Here is a 15,769-nt window from a genome sequence, read left to right as displayed (position 1 = left end):
ATGTCCAGTCCTCAAACCTGCATCTGGCTCAAGGTCTGCAGCATCTGGTCGGAGGTCGTCACGGCCTTGCTGTTGATTTCATACGCACGCTGTGTCTGGATCATGTTCACGAGTTCCTGCACGACGTTTACGTTCGACGCTTCCACGTAACCCTGATTGAGCGTGCCCGCGCCGTTCAGGCCCGGTTGCGAGACGTTCGGCGCGCCCGACGATGCGGTCTCCGCGAACAGGTTCTCACCCTTCGAGTCGAGGCCGGCCGGGTTGATGAAGGTCGCGAGCTGCATCGAGCCGAGCTGCTGCGCGTTGCTCGAACCGGCCACGGTGATCGACACCACGCCATCGCTGCCGATCGTCAGCGAGGTCGCATTGGCCGGGATCGTGATCGCCGGAATCACCTGGTAGCCGCTCGACGTGACGAGCTGACCCTGCGCGTTGGTCTGGAACGAGCCGTCGCGCGTGTAGGCGGTCGTGCCGTCGGGCATCTGCACCTGAAAGAAGCCCGCGCCGTTGATCGCGACGTCCTTCGAGTTGCCGGTCTGCTGCAGGTTGCCCTGCGTGTACAGACGCTCGGTCGCGACCTGTTGCACGCCGGTGCCGAGCTGGATGCCGGAGGGCAGCTCGGTCTGCTGCGTCGAGTTTGCGCCCGGCTGCCGGATGGTCTGGTACAGCAGATCCTCGAACACCGCGCGCGAGCCTTTGAAGCCGTTGGTGCTGACGTTCGCGAGGTTGTTCGAGATCACGTCCATCTGCGCCTGTTGCGCATTCATGCCGGTGGCGGCGATGTAGAGTGAGCGGTTCACTATTGTTCTCCCATGCAAGGCATTCGGAGCGCGCTTCGTCGCGCACCCCGTGGCAATCCGTTAGCTGAAGCTGAGTATCTGGTTGGCGGACTGGTCGTTCTTGTCGGCGTTTTCCAGCAGTTGCGTCTGCATCTGGAACTGACGCGCGTTGGTGATCATCGAGACCATCGCGCTGACCGGATTTACGTTGCTGCCCTCGAGCGACGCCGGCGCGAGCGTCACGGTCGGATCGGCGTCGGCGGGGTTGCCGTCGGCGGTGCGAAACAGGCCGTCATCGCCGCGCGTGAGCGTCTGCGGGTCGGGATTCACGAGCTTCAGCTGATCGACGATCACCACAGCCTTGGGCGGATCGCCCGGGGTCAGCGCCGACACCGTGCCGTCCTTGCCGATCGTGATCTGCGCGCCCGGCGGCACCGACACCGGCCCGCCGTTGCCGAGCACGACCTGATTGGTCGCGTTCACGAGCTGGCCGTTTTCGTCGATGTGCAGATTGCCCGCGCGCGTGTAGGCCTCGTTGCCGTCGGCGGTCTGCACCGACAACCAGCCTGCCCCCTGAATCGCCACGTCGAGCGGATTGCCGGTCTGCTGGATCGGCCCCGGCGTGTAGTCGGCGCCCGGCGTGGACGACAGCACGAAGGTGCGGGTCGTGTTGTCGTTGATCGTGCTGCCGTCGCCGAACGACATCGGTACGGCACGGTAGGTTTCGAGCTGCGCGCGAAAGCCCGTGGTCGACGCGTTCGCGAGGTTGTTCGCGACGATCGCCTGCTGTTCGAGGGCCTGCGCGCTGCCCGACATCGCGGTGTAGATCAGCCGATCCATGAAGAGGTCCCGTTCGCTTACAGGTTGATCAGGCTCTGATCGACGGCCTGCTGGGTCTTGATCGTCTGCGCATTCGCCTGATAGTTGCGCTGCGCGGTGATCAGATTGACCAGCTCGCTTGTCAGATCGACGTTCGAGTTCTCGACCGCGCCGCCTTGCAGCACGCCGTGATTGGTCGAGCCCGGGGTCGAGATCTGTGCGACGCCCGAGGCGGCCGTCTGCTCGTACTCGTTGTTGCCGAGGTTGACGAGGCCGTTCTGGTTCGCGAAGTTCGCGAGCACGATCTGGCCGAGCGCCGCGGTCTGGCCGTTCGAGTAGTTGCCGGTCAGCGTGCCGTCGGAGCCGACCGTGAAGCTCGTCAGCGTGCCCGCTGCGAAGCCGTCGGTGGACAGGCTGTTCACGCCGTCCTTGCCGCCGTACTGCGTGGTGCCGGCCATGTTCAGCGTGACGCTCTGCGGCGTGCTCGAACCGTCGGTGTTCGGGATCGACATCGTGAACGCGCCGAGCGTCGCGGTCGCGAGGCCGGTCGTCGCGTCGGTCGTGCTGACGAGCGTGCCCGAGGAATTGAAGTTCGCCGTGCCGATCGGCGTCGCGGTGCCGGTCGACGGGCCCGCGTACACGTTCCACGTGCCCGAACCCGTCTTCGCGAAGTACATGTTGACTGTCTGCGAACCGCCGAGCGAATCGTAGACGGTCGTGCTCGTCGAGTAGTTGTAGGTCGACGAGTTGTTCTGGTTGAACGTGGTCGGGTTCTGCGTGACCGTGTAGCTGTCGCCGGGCTGCGGCGCGCCGCTGAAGGTAATGCTCTCGCCGTTGCCGAGCGTGATCGCGGTGCCCGCCGTGAAGGGCTGGGACGCACCCGTGACGCCGGTCGTCGTGTCGGTGACCGTGTAGGTGGTAGCGGTCGGGAAGTCGATCCTGTAGTTGTCGGCGTTGGTGCCCGCGGCCGCGTTGGTGATCGTCGCGCCGGTCGTGCTCAATGTACCGGTGCTGGTGACGGCCGCCACGGTCGGCGACCCGAGCATGAGGTTGTCCTGCGCGTTCAGGTTCAGGCCCGCGGCGATCTTGGTGGTCGCCTGCGGCGCGATGTTCGCGGTCGGCACCGTCAGCGGCACGGTCTGCGCGGTGTTGATGATGCCCGCGCTGCTCGCCGCGTAGCCCATCAGTTGCAGGCCCTGCGCGTTCGTGATGTAGCCGTTCTTGTCGAGCTGGAACACGCCGTTGCGCGAATAGACCAGCGTGCCGTTGTTCGACATCTGGAAGAAGCCGTTACCGTTGATCGCGACGTTCAGCGCCTGGTTCGTCGTCGTGATCGTGCCTTGCGAGAACTGCTGCTGCACTTCCGAGAGCTTCGTGCCGATACCGATCTGCTGGCTCACCGCGGTCGCGACGGAATTGGCGTACATGTCGGCGAATTCGGCCGTGCCGCTCTTGAAGCCGACCGTGTTGGCGTTGGCGATGTTGTTGCCGATCACGTCGAGATCGCTCGACGACGCCGACAAACCGCTCAAACCTGTTTGGTAACTCATGAGGTGCTCCGTATCTGGAAAGTCGTAACTGGATTGACCCGGCTTACAGGATCGCGGCGACGCTGGTCAGGCTGACCGTCGAACCGTTCGACAGCACGAGGCCCGGCGTGCCGCCGCTCTGCTGGACGACGCTTTCGACCGTCCCGCTGGTGAGCGTGGTGGCCGTCGCCTGCTGGCCGTTGATCGTGCCGGTCGCGGTGATCGTGTAGGTGCCGTCGGCGAGCGTCTTGCCCGACGAATCGGTCGGCGTCCAGCTGATCGGAACGGTACCGGCCGACTGCTTGCCGAGATCGATCGTGTTGACGATGGTGCCGGCAGAGTTCTTCACCACGACCTGCAGATCGGTCACGGAGTTCGCGAGCGTGACGCCGAACTCGCTCGCCTTGCCGCTCGACACCGTGACGGAGCTGCCCGGCGCGAGCACGGTCGAGCCGATCAGCAGCGCGGACTGCGACTGCTGGCTGGCCGACAACTGCGTCGACAGTGAGCTCAAGGACGTATTGAGATTGCTGATGCCCTGCACCGTGCTGATCTGGGCAAGCTGAGATGTCATCTGCGAGCTGTCCATCGGGCTGGTCGGGTCCTGGTTCTTCAGCTGCGCGACGAGCAGTTGCAGGAAGGTGTTCTGCAGGTCCGAGGCCGACGTGCCCGACGTGCCGCTCGTCGAGCTCGAGCTGCTGTTCGTGCCGTTCATCGTGTCGAGCAGCGTTTGCGAAACGGTCGTGCCGTTGCTGCCGATCGTGGTGTTGGTGGTCAAGGCTCTCTCCTCAGGTTCCGATCGTGAGCGTTTTCAGCATCAGGGACTTGGCGGTGTTCAGCGTTTCGACGTTGGCCTGGTACGAACGCGACGCCGAGATCATGTTGACCATCTCCTGCACCGGGTCGACGTTGGGCAGCGTCACGTAGCCGTTGGCGTCGGCGGCCGGATTGCCGGGCTCGTACGCGGTTTTCATCGGCGACGGATCGTCGACCACGCCCGTCACCTGCACGCCGCCGACCTGCTGGCCGGAGCCCGAGCGCGCGCCACCGAGCGGGCTCACCGCGAACACGACCTGCTTGGCCTTGTATGGCCGGCCGTCGGGGCCCGTCGTGCTGTCCGCGTTGGCGAGATTCGACGCCGTCACGTTGAGCCGCTCCGACTGCGCCGACATCGCGGAGCCCGCGACACCAAAAATATTCATCAGGGATGGCATGTTTCCTGACCTCTCCTGCCGGTTCGCACCGGCTTCACGTTATGTCCCGTAGCGCTGCTGTTCGTGCGTGCTGCGGGTCTTAGCCGCCATGCGCTCTGCTCGTGTGCCGTTCGGCATGCGCGGCTTACGAGCCCGACGTGATCGCCGACAGCATCGTCTTGATCTGGCTCGACACGACCGTCATGCCCGACTCGAAGTGCACCGTGTTGTCGGCGAACTGCACGCGCTCGGTGTCGACGTCGACGGTGTTGCCGTCGAGCGCCGGCTGCAGCGGAATCCGGTATTGCAGGTTGCCGTAGTCGTCGGGGCTGCCGCCCGTCGCCGTCAATGTCGCCTTGCCGCTCATGTGGCCCGCCTCGGTCGTGCTCATCGACATGCCGCTCGTCACGCCGGCCGGCTGCGTCATCGCGAGCGCCGAGCTGTTCGACGCGCCCTGCCCCGCGGTGCTGCCGCCCGTCTTCTTCAACGCGCCGGCGAGCGACGAGGCGAAGTCGATGTCGCGGGCCTTGTAGCCAGGTGTGTCGGCATTCGCGATGTTCGATGACAACAGTTCCTGCCGGTATGCGCGCACATCCATCGCCTGCCGGCCGAACGCGAATTCGGCATCGAGTTTGTCCAGCATGGAAATCTCCCGAGTACGTTTCCGAGGCCGTCCCGTGTGCGCATGGTGCGAGGCGCGCGGCAGGTGCGAAGGCCTTTTTGCATGTGGTGCATCTTATGGGCCGGGCGCAAGCGGCAATCGTGCGAATAACCGGGAAAGGGGGCTTCTATTCAACGTTTGCGCGAAAGGGGTGCTCACTAGAATGCAAGGCGTACCGATGCATTCGATGGAGACCCGCGATGGACCAGCCCAGCCACACCTTGCCGCCGCGCGCGAGCAGCACGGCGATGCGTCGTGTGGGCGGCGGCGGAACCGGGGCCCTGCGGGGCGCGCGCGCGCGAGCATTGCTGCGCGCTCTCGGGCGTTGCGTCGTGCGTGGCCTGACGCGGCTGATCGTGAGCGTCGCGGTGTGGGTGGCGGGCGGTATCGTGCTGCTGCCGGCGACGACCCGGGCCCAGGATGCGGGTGGCGCGATCGTGATTCCAGGGCCGGGCGAGAAAAATCCCGCCGCGCTGAACGATCTCGCGCAGCGGATTCAGACACCGGCGCAGCGCGGCGCGTCGGCGGCCTCGCTAGCGGCGGCGAGCGCGCAGTCGCTCGGCCGCGCGCCCGTCTCCCGCGACACTGATGCCTTCGCCCGTGCCGCGAGCGCGAGCGGCGCGATCGTGGTCGCTGGCGTGGGCGAGTCCGCTGCAGCGGCGCCGGCAATGATCCGCACCAACCTCAAACCGGACGCCAACGGCGTCGTGACGATTCCACCTCCGGCCAGTACGGGCGCGGCCGGCGCGCCGCAAGGCGACGGTTTCGACAGCCTCGCGTCGCGCGGCGAGCCGCCCGAGTTCGGCGCGAATGGCAAACCGATCGCGAGCGCTGCCGCGCGGCCGGTCAGTTCCGCGATCGCCCGGATGCCCGCGACGCCGCCGATGCCTCGTCAACCGGCCACCGCCATCGCACAGAGGACGCCGCCGGCCGCCGCAGTCGCCGCCACCGCCGCGACGCCCGCGCAACCCGTATCGCAGGGCCAGCAGGACCCGGAAGCGATTCATACGGCCGCGCTTGCGTTCCTGCAACAGCAGGCCGCAGGTCTGCCCGGCAAGGTCGAGGTCACGGTCACGTCCGCGTTTCCGCGCGGGCTCGCCGCGTGCACCTCGCTCGAGCCATTCATGCCGACCGGCGCGCGCCTTTGGGGCCGGCTGACGGTCGGCGTGCGCTGCGCGGGCGAGCGGCCGTGGACCATCTATCTGCAGGCGCGCATCTCGCTGCACGCGACGTACTACCTGAGCGCCCGCGCGATGGCGCCGGGCGAAGTGCTCACCGCCGCCGACCTCGTCGCGCGTGACGGCGACCTGACCGGCCTGCCGCAGGCGATCGTCACCGATCCGTCGCAAGCGCTCGGCTCGGTCTTGCTCGTGCGGCTCGCGGGCGGCATGCCGCTGCGCCGCGACATGCTGAAGAGCGCGTCGGCGGTGGTATTCGGCCAGACCGTGCGGGTCGTGGCGGCCGGGGACGGTTTCTCGATCTCGTCCGAGGGCAGCGCGATGAACAACGCGTCGCCGGGCCAGCAAGTGCGCGTGAAGACCGCGAACGGCCAGATCATCTCCGGCATCGTCAAGGACGGTGGAACGGTGGAGATCCAGATGTGAGGGTGCTCGCGGCGGCGAAGGCTGGCAAAGCAGTACTGAAAGGGGCAGATGACCACGCATTGGCGGGTCGGGTGTCGAGCGATTGGGCTAAAGTTTTGATCGGCGCATGCCGTTATCAGAATCAAATCGTTAGGGAAGCCAATCGTGAAAGTCGATCCCACCACCTCTTCGAATCTGGCGTCGTTGAAAGACGCTTTGTCCCGTTCGCAGCCAAGCGGCGAAGCCGCGCCGGCAGCCGGCGCCACGCAGGGCACGGCGAGCGCGGCCGCGCCGGCCGCGGGCAGCGCGTCGGGCGACACGAGCGTGAGCCTGTCGGGCCTGTCGCAACATCTGCGCAGCCTCGCGGCGTCCGGTTCGGCCGACATCGACACCGCGCATGTCGAGTCGATCAAGCAGGCGATCAAGAACGGCACGCTGCAGATCGACTCCGGCAAGATCGCCGACGGCGTGCTGCAGACGGCGCGCGACCTGTTGCAGAGCACAACCCAGTCGACCGGCAACTGATCGGCGTCTCGCCGCGCGGTACCTGCCGGACGGCATCCGACCAAGCTGGCTCGCGCGTCGTTCGCGGGCCGGTGTGCGCAGTGAGTTGTTGACATGAAAGACGCCCTGGTTGCCACCCTGATCGAAGAATATTCGACCGTCGAGGCATTCGCCTCGATCCTCGCTCTCGAAACCAAAGCGCTGACCGCGGTCTCGCCGCTGGAGCAGTTGCCAGCGATCGTCGAGAAGAAGACCGAATTGATCGGCGTACTCGCGAGGCTCGAATCAGCGCGCGACGCGCAACTCGCCGAGCTCGGCTTTCCGGGCGGCTGGTCCGGCATGGAACTCGCGGCGAGCACCGACACGCGGATCGCGACGCAATGGAAGCTGCTGCAGAAGGCCGTCGAGCGCGCGCGGCGCGTCAACACCAACAACGGCGAACTGATCCGCGTGCGGATGGACTACAACCAGCGCGCGCTGCAGGCGCTGCAGGTCACCGTGCCGCGCAAGGCGAACCTGTATGGGCCGGATGGGCGAATTCCGGCCTACTCCGGACTTTGACCGGCCCGCCTGCCCGGCCTGCAATCGAGCACGATCCGAAATGAATCAGAAGGCCCGTCATCGACGGGCCTTCTCCTTTCTGCTGCCCCTTTTTCACCGCCTGCCCTCTCCATTTCACACCGCGTTAGCCGTCCGGCTAGCTAGCGCTAGTCCGCCTCGTCGCGGCGAAATGATGCCTTCGCTCAAGTTTTCGCCTGCGCTGCGCGTCGACGTCGCCGCGCATCCACAGGCGGTATCTTGCCCGCTGGTATGTTTGTGTATTCGTGTGTATGATGGAGGGTGTGATGTATGAACAGTGCCGAGGTCGTCAAATTGATTCAAGCGCATGGGTGGCAGCTCGTGCGCATCGCGGGCAGTCACCATCATTTCCGGCACGCGGAAAGACGAGGGCTCGTAACCGTCCCGCACCCGAAAAAAGATTTGCCGGCCGGCACCCTGAACAGCATTCTGAAACAGGCGGGGCTCAAATGAAGCATCTGATCTTTCCGATCGCCATCGAACCCGGAGACAACACGCACGCGTTCGGCGTCGTGGTGCCCGACATTCCGGGTTGCCACTCCGCAGGCGACACGCTCGAAGAAGCGTACGTGAACGCGAAAGAGGCGATCGAATCGCATCTCGAAACGCTGCTCGACGAAGGGCTGCCGCTGCCCGAGCCGCTCACGCTCGGAGAGCATCGGCGCAATCCCGAGTTCGCGGGTTTTACGTGGGGTTTCGTGACAACGCGCAACATTCCGGCGTTGAAGAAGGCGGTCCGCATCAACATCTCGCTGCCCGAGGCGCTGGTGCAGGAGATCGACGCGTATGCGCAGGCGCGCGGCATGTCGCGCTCGGCTTTTCTGGCACTCGCCGCCGAGCATGAGATGGCGGACGCATGAGCAGCCGCAGGGGAGGTCGTGCGCTGCGCGGCACGTCGGCAGCAGCGCGCTGCCGTGTCTGAAGGCCCCGCGAGAAAAGCGGCGCGCTTGCCCGCGGTCGTCTCAGTTCGTTTCGGCGTTCGCCCAGGCCATTTCGCGCAGCCGGGCACGCAGGCGTGCCACGGCCTGACTGTGCAGCTGGCACACGCGCGATTCGCTGACTTCCATTACCGCGCCGATCTCGCGCAAATTCATCCCGCGTTCGTAGTAGAGCGACATCAGTAGTTTCTCGCGCTCCGGCAACCGGTCGATCGCATCGACGACCGCCGAGCGCAGGCTCTCGTCGAGCAGCGCCGAGAGCGGATCGGAATGATCGACGCAATAGCGGTCCAGGAAAGGCTCGTCGTCGGCGGAGCGGTCGAAGTCTTCGTAGTAGATCAGCTGGCTGCCGTGCAGGTCCTGCAGCATCGACTGGTATTCGTCGAGCGGCATTTGCAGGTGCTCGGCGATCTCGGCCTCGCTCGCCGAACGCCCGAGGCTCTGCTCGACCTTATGCACGGCGGTTTCCACTTCGCGCGAGGTGCGTCGCAGGCTGCGCGGAAGCCAGTCGTTGCTGCGCAGCTCGTCGAGCATCGCGCCGCGAATCCGCTGACTGGCATAGGTCTCGAACTGCGCGCCCTGGTCTTCCTTGTAGCGGCCGGCCGCATCCAGCAAGCCGATCATGCCGGCCTGGATCAGGTCGTCGAGATCGACGCTTGCCGGCATCTTCGCGACAAGCTGCAAGCCGAGTCGACGCACGAGCGGCGCGTACTTCGTCAGAACGTCGGCCTGAGAAATCTTTCCCTGGGCGTTGTACATCGTGCTCCCCTTGTCCATCGTGCGCCCCTTCTAAGCGTGCTGCGCGGACGGTTGGTCGGCGTGGTGCGCCGCTGAAACTGTCGCGGGCGCCCGCCGGGGCGTTTGCGACGACATCGCTGGCCGCATCGGCCAGTACTGCAATTCCGCCGCGAGATGGCGGAAGTCGCGCGCCGCCGGCGTCGACGGAAACGCGTCGACCACGCAGCGCGACAATTCGAGCGCCCGCACCACGCGCACGTCCGCTGCGATGCAGCCGGCGTCTTCGAGCGAGACCGTCAGGTAACGGCCGGCCACGCCGGCGAGTTTCGTGAACGCGGCGTGCGCGTCGCTTGCGCTTTGCACGTGATTCGCGAGCACGCGCAACTGCGCGATCGCGTGCGCGTAATGCAAACGCTTGACGCACGCGTACGCGTCGGTGATCGCCTCGCCCGACACGCGCGCGACGATCATCACGTCGTGCGCCTGCTTGGCGAGCGGCGACAAATGCCCTTCGTCGTCGAGTTGCGCGTCGATCAGCACGATGTCGGACGAGCCGCCGAGCAGCACGCTGAACTCGGCCTCCGTATGGCCCTCGCGGTTGTTGCGCGAGGCGGCCAGCACCGAAAAACCGAGCGCATGACGCGCGGCCGCGAAATCGACGGGCGTCTCGCCGCGCATGACGGCGGCGAAGTTGCCCGCGCCGCGCAAGCCGCCGAGCATCGCGCTCACCGATTTTTCACCGACGCATTCGTCGATCACGAGCACGTCCTTGCCCTGCTGCGCGAGCGCCGCGGCGAGGTTGACCGCCACGGTCGTCGTGCCGACGCCCGCCGACGCACCCGCCAACGCGATCACGCGCGCACCGCCGCGCGCGAGCAGCCGCCGCAGCCCTTCCGCCTGATCCGACACGTACTTATCCAAAGCGAACCTCATGCAGCTCGGCCGTCGAACGCGCGGACAGCGAGGACAGCAAAGCGGGGATGTCGTCGTCGTGCGGCACGAACGGCGAGTTGTCGCGCGGAATGCAGAACGTGCTCTTGATCAAAAATTTCTTCGTCGCGACGTACAGGTTCTCCGGCACCTTCTGCCCGGTCGAGACGTAATGCACGGGCAGCTTGTAGCGGATCACCGCATCGAGCACGCCGCCCAGGTTGGTCGCTTCGTCGAGTTTGGTCAGGATGCAGCCGGCGAGCGGCTGCTGGTCCGGCGCGCGCTGATACGCCTGCACGACTTCGTTCAACGTGTCGCCGTGGCTCGTCGCGTTGAGCAGCAGCAGACGCTGCACCGGCTGGCCGGCGCGGCACAGCATCGCGATCTGGTCCGACACGAGGCGGTCGCGCTGGCTCATGCCGATCGTGTCGATCAGCACGATGTGCTTGTTGCGCAGCTCGGAGAGCGCGAGTTGCAGATCGGCGCTGTCTTTCACCGCGTGCACCGAAACGCCGAGAATCTTGCCGAAGATGCGCAGCTGTTCATGCCCGCCGATGCGATAGCTGTCGGTCGTCAAGAGCGCCACCTTGCTCGCGCCGAAGCGCATCACGCAGCGCGCGGCGAGCTTCGCGGTAGTCGTCGTCTTGCCGACGCCGGTCGGCCCCATCAGCGCGAACACGCCACCGCGCTCCATCAGCGCGTCCTCGTCTTCCATCACCGGCAGGTTCGATTCGAGCACCGAACGCACCCAGTCCATGCCGCCGTCCATCGTGTCGATGTCTGCGGGCAGGTTGTCGGCCATCATCTGCACGAGCTGCGCGGAAAAGCCCGCCGCGAACAGATGCTTGGTCAGCGCGGCGCGTGCCGGATTGCGGCGCTGCCGATCGCCCCACAACAGACCCGCGAAGTGCTCTTCCATCATGTCGCGCATCGACGAGAGCTCGTGCATGACGGTGTCCTTGACGACCTGCTCCATGCGCCCCTTGATCGCTTCGGCGACCGCGGCCGACGTGCGGCTTTCGTCGGCGGCGGACGGCGCGGGCGCGATTTTCTGCGCGGTGCGGCGCGCGGCGACTTCAGCGGCTTCGCGCGCCCAGGCCGGCGTGTCGATCACCGGCGGCACGACGGCCGGACGCGCGTCGACCGCGCTGCCGAGGCCTTTGGCGGTGGCGACGGCGGGCGTCATCGCGGCGGGACGCGCGCTGTATACGCCGCTCTGTTGCTGCTGCTCGGCCGCGATGCGGCGCGCGTGATCGATGAGCCACGGATTCGACTCGGCCATCGTGCGCGGCGCGGTGGCTTTGCTCGAGGCGGCGGAAGCGGCGGGCGCGGCCCCGGGCGCCACGGCTGCCGATGCGGCCGTTGCGCCCGGCATCGCCGGGCCGGCCGGAGGATTGCCGGGCAAGGCGGTCGTCGGCACGGACGCTTTCGAGGCGGCGAGAGGCGTTTCATTCGCGGACGCATCGATCGCCTGGTCGACCGTCAGATTCGCCGGCGTCCTGAGCGGCGCGCCGGTCATCAGATCCTTAGCCGCATTCATCGGCGCATTCACCGGCATCGCTTCAGCCCCTGCTTCCGGGCTCGCGCCGAACACCGACGAAAACACGTCCGGCATTGCGCTTGCATACGGATTCGCCGGTGACACGGCCCGTGCGCCGGCCTGAGCCACTTCGCGTGCTTTCGGCGTGATCGCGGCGAGATCGCTGTCGGCGAGCGCGACGATTTCGACGCTGCCGTCGTCCATCGTACGATTCGACAGCACGACCGCATCGGGGCCAAGTGCTTCGCGAACGAGACGCAAGGCATCGCGACTGGTAGCACCGACAAATTTACGAATGTTCAAGCTGGACCCCCGATGAGGTAGACGGACTGACGGACCGGCGATACACCGCTTCCCATTGCGATCCATTATTGCGAAACGTCTCGCGCGACGATCGATGGATAAAGGCCGTTAAAGGTCGGCAATTCGTGCGATGGACGCACGGCAGCCACATTGACCGATGAGCCCGGCGGCGGCGCGCAAACAGAAACCGGCGCCCCACTGGAGCGCCGGTTTGCCAGATACCCACAACGGCGAGCGAGCGGACTTCGTCAGCCGTGCGCGCCGATCAGATTGACCACCTTGACGCTGCGCGTATCGGGCACTTCCGCATACGACAGCACCTTCAGTTGCGGCAGGCTGCGGCGCAGGAAGCGCGCCAGCATCGGCCGCAGCGCGTGCTGCACGAGCAGCACCGGAGCGAGGCCGAGGTTCTGCTGACGCGTCATCGCCTTCTGCGTTTCGGTGAGCAGCGTATTGGCGAGGCCCGGCTCGATGCCCGGGTTCGGTCCGGTCGATAGCGCCTGCGAGAGCACCCGTTCGAGATTGGCGTCGAGGCCCATCACCTGCATGTCGCCGGTGCCCGGGAACCATTGCTGCGTGATCGCGCGACCGAGCGCGAGGCGCACCGCGGCGGTAAGGTCGTGCGCGTCGGTGAGCTTCGTCGCGTGCTCGGAGAGCGCTTCGAGGATCGTGCGCATGTCGCGGATCGGCACGCCCTCTTCGAGCAGGTACTGCAGCACCTTCTGCAACGTGGTGAACGGCAGCACCTTCGGCACCAGATCGTCGACCAGCGACGGCGTGTCCTTCTGCATCCGCTCGATGAGCGCCTGCACCTCGCTGCGGCCGAGCAGCTCGGAGGCGTGCGTGACGACAAGATGATTCAGGTGCGTCGCGACCACCGTGCTCGAATCGACGACCGTGTAGCCGTACACCTGCGCCTGTTCGCGCAGGCTCGTATCGATCCAGATCGCCGGCAGGCCGAACGCCGGGTCCTGGGTCGGCGTGCCCGGCAGCGCGGCCGATACCTGACCGGGATTGATCGCGAGCCACTGGCCCGGATACGCCTCGCCCGAGCCGACCTCGACGCCTTTGAGCGCAATGCGATAGCCGTTCGGCCGCAATTCGAGATTGTCACGGATATGAATGACCGGCGGCAGGAAACCGATTTCCTGCGCGAACTTCTTGCGGATGCTCTTGATCCGCTTGAGCAGCTCGCCGTCGGAGTTCTTGTCGACGAGCGGGATCAGCCGGTAGCCGACTTCGAGGCCGAGCGTGTCGATCAGCGTCACGTCGTCCCAGCTCGCCTCGGCGTTTTCGACCGGCGCCAGCGCGGCCGGCGCGACGTCGACGTGCGCGGGCGCGTTCTTGCGCTCCTCGGCGCGCTTCTTCATGGTGCGGCCGAGCTGGATCAGGCCGCCGCCGAGAACCAGGAACGCGAAGTGCGGCATGCCCGGAATCAGCCCCATCAGCACGAGGATGCAGCCGGTGATCATCAGCACGCGCGGATTCGTGAACAACTGGCCGGTCAGCTGCGTGCCAATATCTTCGTTGGTCGCGACGCGCGACACGATCACGCCGGCCGCCGTCGAAATCACCAGCGACGGAATCTGCGCAACGAGGCCGTCGCCGATCGTCAGCAGCGTGTAGTTCTTGCCCGCCGCCGCGAAGTCCATGCCGTGCTGGACCATGCCGACGATCAGCCCGCCCACGATGTTGATGACCATGATCAGCAGACCGGCGATCGCATCGCCGCGCACGAACTTGCTCGCACCGTCCATCGAGCCGTAGAACTCGGCTTCCTGCGAGACTTCCGCGCGGCGCTTGCGGGCCTGCTCTTCGTTGATGAGGCCGGCGTTCAGATCGGCGTCGATCGCCATCTGCTTGCCGGGCATCGCGTCGAGCGTGAAGCGCGCGGACACTTCGGCGATCCGCCCCGCGCCCTTCGTGATCACCATGAAGTTGATCACCATCAGGATGATGAAGACGACGATCCCGACCGCGAAGTTGCCGCCCACGAGGAAGTGGCCGAACGACTCGATCACCTGACCGGCCGCGTCCGGCCCGGTATGGCCTTCGAGCAGCACGACCCGCGTCGACGCCACGTTCAGCGACAGCCGCAGCAGCGTCGAGAACAGCAGCACGCTCGGGAACGCGGCAAAGTCGAGCGGCTTCATCGTGTACATGCTGACGAGCAGCACCATCACCGACAGCGCGATGTTGAAGGTGAACAGCAGATCGAGCAGGAACGGCGGCAACGGCAGAATCATCATGCCGAGGATCATGCAGATCAGCACCGGCCCGGCGAGGGCACGCAGGTTGGTGCTGTTCAAGGCATCCGGCCGTCGGGCGAGGAAACCGGCGCGAGCGTTCATGCGGAGGCTCCCTTGTTGTCGTTGCTCGTGTCGTCGTTAGCGACGTCGTTGGCGGGGTTCAGCGCGTCGGCGGCTTCGTCGGCGGCGTCCTCGTCCGATACGCCGCCCTTGTCGAGTTCGGGCGGCACGTCGAGTTCGGTCGGCGCGACCGGGGCGTCGCCGCCTTCGGTCTTGAAGCGGCGCAGCTGATAGACCCACGCGAGCACTTCAGCGACCGCCCCATACAGCGACCCCGGAATCTCGCGATTCAGCTCGACGTTGTGATAAAGCGCCCGCGCGAGCGGCGGCGCTTCGAGCAGCGGCACGTTGTTTTCGGCGGCGATTTCGCGAATGCGCGCGGCCACGAGGTTCACGCCCTTTGCGACCACCTTCGGCGCGCGCATCTCGCCATCCGTGTATTGCAGCGCAACCGCGAAGTGCGTCGGGTTCGTCACGACCACGTCGGCCTTCGGCACCTGCGCCATCATGCGGCGCCGCGCGATCGCACGCTGCTGCTGGCGAATCTTGCCCTTGATGTGCGGATCGCCTTCGCTCTCGCGATGCTCGCGCTTCACTTCTTCCTTCGTCATGCGCAGCTTCTTGTGGAACGTCCACAACTGGTAGGGCACGTCGAGCGCGGCCACCGCGAACATGCCGGCCACCGTCATGCCGCAGCACACCGCGATCAGATGTACGGAGTTGGCGAGCGCGAGATCGAGCGGCTGCGTGGCGAGCGCAAGGAATTGCTCATGGCGATTCCAGATCGCCGTCCCGCCGATGAGGCCCACCACGAGCGTCTTCGCGAGCGACATGCCGAGCTGGATCGGCCCGTTGATCGAAAACATCCGGCTCAAACCCTCGATCGGATTGAGCCGGCTGAACTTCGGTTCGAGCCCTTTCGCCGACAGCAGCCAGCCGCCAAGCGCCATCGGCGCAAGCAAGGCGGCGAGTCCGGTGAGGGCGAGGATCGGCAGCAGCGCATAGAGTCCTTCACGGCTCGCGGCGCCCGCGCCGATCAGCATGCGGCTCGTGTCGAACACGCTCGCCCGATTGAACGTGAGCGAGGTGCGCAGCATGTTCTGCAAATGATCGCCGATGCTGCCGGACATGCCCCACACGCCATAGAACCCGGCCGCGAGCAGCGCGAAGGTCGACAGTTCCCGCGAACGCACGATCTGCCCTTCCTCGCGCGCCTTCTGCAGGCGCCGAGGGGTGGCGGATTCGGTTTTTTCGAGGTCGCTGTCCTCTGCCACAAAGCTCTCCGGTCGGCCGAGGCACAACGCCTCTTTCCAGTGACAGCGATTATTCCCGCTCGACGCAAGCGCCGATCGGCGGATAAGGGC

Annotated in this window: 16 protein-coding genes; 5 read left to right on the top strand and 11 right to left on the bottom strand. The window is 66.1% G+C overall.

Features of this window, described 5'->3' with window-relative positions; translation table 11 throughout:
• Positions 1 to 11 precede the first annotated feature (11 nt).
• From flgG to flgB, 6 genes are all read right to left on the bottom strand, one after another.
• Positions 12 to 800, bottom strand: coding sequence for a flagellar basal-body rod protein FlgG (gene flgG, locus LJ655_RS09970; RefSeq protein WP_230561065.1), 789 nt, complete (start codon positions 798 to 800; stop codon positions 12 to 14).
• Between the two features lie 60 nt (positions 801 to 860).
• Complete coding sequence (flgF, locus tag LJ655_RS09965) at positions 861 to 1,619, bottom strand: flagellar basal-body rod protein FlgF (RefSeq protein WP_230561064.1); 759 nt, start codon at positions 1,617 to 1,619, stop codon at positions 861 to 863.
• 17 nt (positions 1,620 to 1,636) lie between these two features.
• Positions 1,637 to 3,148 carry a flagellar hook protein FlgE gene (locus LJ655_RS09960; RefSeq protein WP_230561063.1) on the bottom strand — a complete coding sequence of 504 codons (1,512 nt, stop codon included), beginning with the start codon at positions 3,146 to 3,148 and terminating at the stop codon, positions 1,637 to 1,639.
• 43 nt (positions 3,149 to 3,191) lie between these two features.
• Positions 3,192 to 3,905 (bottom strand): flagellar hook assembly protein FlgD, encoded by a 714-nt coding sequence (locus LJ655_RS09955; RefSeq protein ID WP_230561062.1) that lies wholly within the window; start codon positions 3,903 to 3,905, stop codon positions 3,192 to 3,194.
• A 10-nt stretch (positions 3,906 to 3,915) separates the two neighbouring features.
• Positions 3,916 to 4,341, bottom strand: a complete 426-nt coding sequence (flgC, locus tag LJ655_RS09950) for a flagellar basal body rod protein FlgC (protein ID WP_230561061.1) — start codon at positions 4,339 to 4,341, stop codon at positions 3,916 to 3,918.
• A 124-nt stretch (positions 4,342 to 4,465) separates the two neighbouring features.
• Positions 4,466 to 4,963 carry a flagellar basal body rod protein FlgB gene (flgB, locus tag LJ655_RS09945; protein ID WP_230561060.1) on the bottom strand — a complete coding sequence of 166 codons (498 nt, stop codon included), beginning with the start codon at positions 4,961 to 4,963 and terminating at the stop codon, positions 4,466 to 4,468.
• A 218-nt stretch (positions 4,964 to 5,181) separates the two neighbouring features.
• Here flgB and flgA point away from each other — a divergent pair, with 218 nt between their 5' ends.
• The 5 genes from flgA (at position 5,182) to LJ655_RS09920 (ending at position 8,507) form a co-directional block, all read left to right on the top strand.
• Positions 5,182 to 6,585 carry a flagellar basal body P-ring formation chaperone FlgA gene (gene flgA, locus LJ655_RS09940; protein ID WP_230561059.1) on the top strand — a complete coding sequence of 468 codons (1,404 nt, stop codon included), beginning with the start codon at positions 5,182 to 5,184 and terminating at the stop codon, positions 6,583 to 6,585.
• Positions 6,586 to 6,729: 144 nt separating this feature from the next.
• Positions 6,730 to 7,089 (top strand): flagellar biosynthesis anti-sigma factor FlgM, encoded by a 360-nt coding sequence (gene flgM, locus LJ655_RS09935; protein WP_230561058.1) that lies wholly within the window; start codon positions 6,730 to 6,732, stop codon positions 7,087 to 7,089.
• Positions 7,090 to 7,182: 93 nt separating this feature from the next.
• Entirely contained in the window at positions 7,183 to 7,629 is a 447-nt protein-coding gene (locus tag LJ655_RS09930; RefSeq protein ID WP_230561057.1) for a flagella synthesis protein FlgN, read from the top strand.
• 288 nt (positions 7,630 to 7,917) lie between these two features.
• Complete coding sequence (locus LJ655_RS09925; RefSeq protein WP_230561056.1) at positions 7,918 to 8,100, top strand: type II toxin-antitoxin system HicA family toxin; 183 nt, start codon at positions 7,918 to 7,920, stop codon at positions 8,098 to 8,100.
• The gene (locus tag LJ655_RS09920; protein WP_230561055.1) at positions 8,097 to 8,507 is read left to right on the top strand and encodes a type II toxin-antitoxin system HicB family antitoxin; all 411 of its coding nucleotides are present in this window, start codon (positions 8,097 to 8,099) and stop codon (positions 8,505 to 8,507) included. Before LJ655_RS09925 ends, LJ655_RS09920 begins: the two co-directional genes overlap by 4 nt.
• Positions 8,508 to 8,609: 102 nt before the next feature.
• On the opposite strand, the gene LJ655_RS09915 is transcribed toward LJ655_RS09920, so the two are convergent.
• The 5 genes from LJ655_RS09915 to flhB form a co-directional block, all read right to left on the bottom strand.
• Positions 8,610 to 9,344 (bottom strand): RNA polymerase sigma factor FliA, encoded by a 735-nt coding sequence (locus LJ655_RS09915; RefSeq protein WP_230561106.1) that lies wholly within the window; start codon positions 9,342 to 9,344, stop codon positions 8,610 to 8,612.
• A gap of 30 nt (positions 9,345 to 9,374) precedes the next feature.
• Entirely contained in the window at positions 9,375 to 10,244 is an 870-nt protein-coding gene (locus LJ655_RS09910; protein WP_230561105.1) for a MinD/ParA family ATP-binding protein, read from the bottom strand.
• A complete protein-coding gene (gene flhF, locus LJ655_RS09905) occupies positions 10,237 to 12,096 on the bottom strand; it encodes a flagellar biosynthesis GTPase FlhF (RefSeq protein ID WP_230561054.1) in 1,860 nt (619 codons plus the stop codon). The genes LJ655_RS09910 and flhF overlap by 8 nt, the downstream gene beginning before the upstream one ends.
• 248 nt (positions 12,097 to 12,344) lie before the next feature.
• On the bottom strand, positions 12,345 to 14,447 hold the full coding sequence (gene flhA / locus LJ655_RS09900) for a flagellar biosynthesis protein FlhA (RefSeq protein ID WP_230561053.1): 2,103 nt from the start codon (positions 14,445 to 14,447) through the stop codon (positions 12,345 to 12,347).
• The gene (gene flhB, locus LJ655_RS09895; RefSeq protein WP_230561052.1) at positions 14,444 to 15,679 is read right to left on the bottom strand and encodes a flagellar biosynthesis protein FlhB; all 1,236 of its coding nucleotides are present in this window, start codon (positions 15,677 to 15,679) and stop codon (positions 14,444 to 14,446) included. The genes flhA and flhB overlap by 4 nt, the downstream gene beginning before the upstream one ends.
• Between the last annotated feature and the right edge of the window lie 90 nt (positions 15,680 to 15,769).

This window comes from Paraburkholderia translucens, assembly GCF_020881035.1.
GTDB lineage: Bacteria > Pseudomonadota > Gammaproteobacteria > Burkholderiales > Burkholderiaceae > Paraburkholderia > Paraburkholderia translucens.
This window is presented reverse-complemented; position numbering and strand designations above follow the sequence as displayed.

Bases quoted from the DNA above. Each gene is read 5' to 3' on its own strand.
- flgF (WP_230561064.1), bottom strand. From the start codon at position 1,619: ATGGATCGGCTGATCTACACCGCGATGTCGGGCAGCGCGCAGGCCCTC.
- LJ655_RS09960 (WP_230561063.1), bottom strand. From the start codon at position 3,148: ATGAGTTACCAAACAGGTTTGAGCGGTTTGTCGGCGTCGTCGAGCGAT.
- flgC (WP_230561061.1), bottom strand. From the start codon at position 4,341: ATGCCATCCCTGATGAATATTTTTGGTGTCGCGGGCTCCGCGATGTCG.
- flgB (WP_230561060.1), bottom strand. From the start codon at position 4,963: ATGCTGGACAAACTCGATGCCGAATTCGCGTTCGGCCGGCAGGCGATG.
- flgA (WP_230561059.1), top strand. From the start codon at position 5,182: ATGGACCAGCCCAGCCACACCTTGCCGCCGCGCGCGAGCAGCACGGCG.
- LJ655_RS09930 (WP_230561057.1), top strand. From the start codon at position 7,183: ATGAAAGACGCCCTGGTTGCCACCCTGATCGAAGAATATTCGACCGTC.
- LJ655_RS09925 (WP_230561056.1), top strand. From the start codon at position 7,918: ATGAACAGTGCCGAGGTCGTCAAATTGATTCAAGCGCATGGGTGGCAG.
- LJ655_RS09920 (WP_230561055.1), top strand. From the start codon at position 8,097: ATGAAGCATCTGATCTTTCCGATCGCCATCGAACCCGGAGACAACACG.
- LJ655_RS09915 (WP_230561106.1), bottom strand. From the start codon at position 9,344: ATGTACAACGCCCAGGGAAAGATTTCTCAGGCCGACGTTCTGACGAAG.
- flhA (WP_230561053.1), bottom strand. From the start codon at position 14,447: ATGAACGCTCGCGCCGGTTTCCTCGCCCGACGGCCGGATGCCTTGAAC.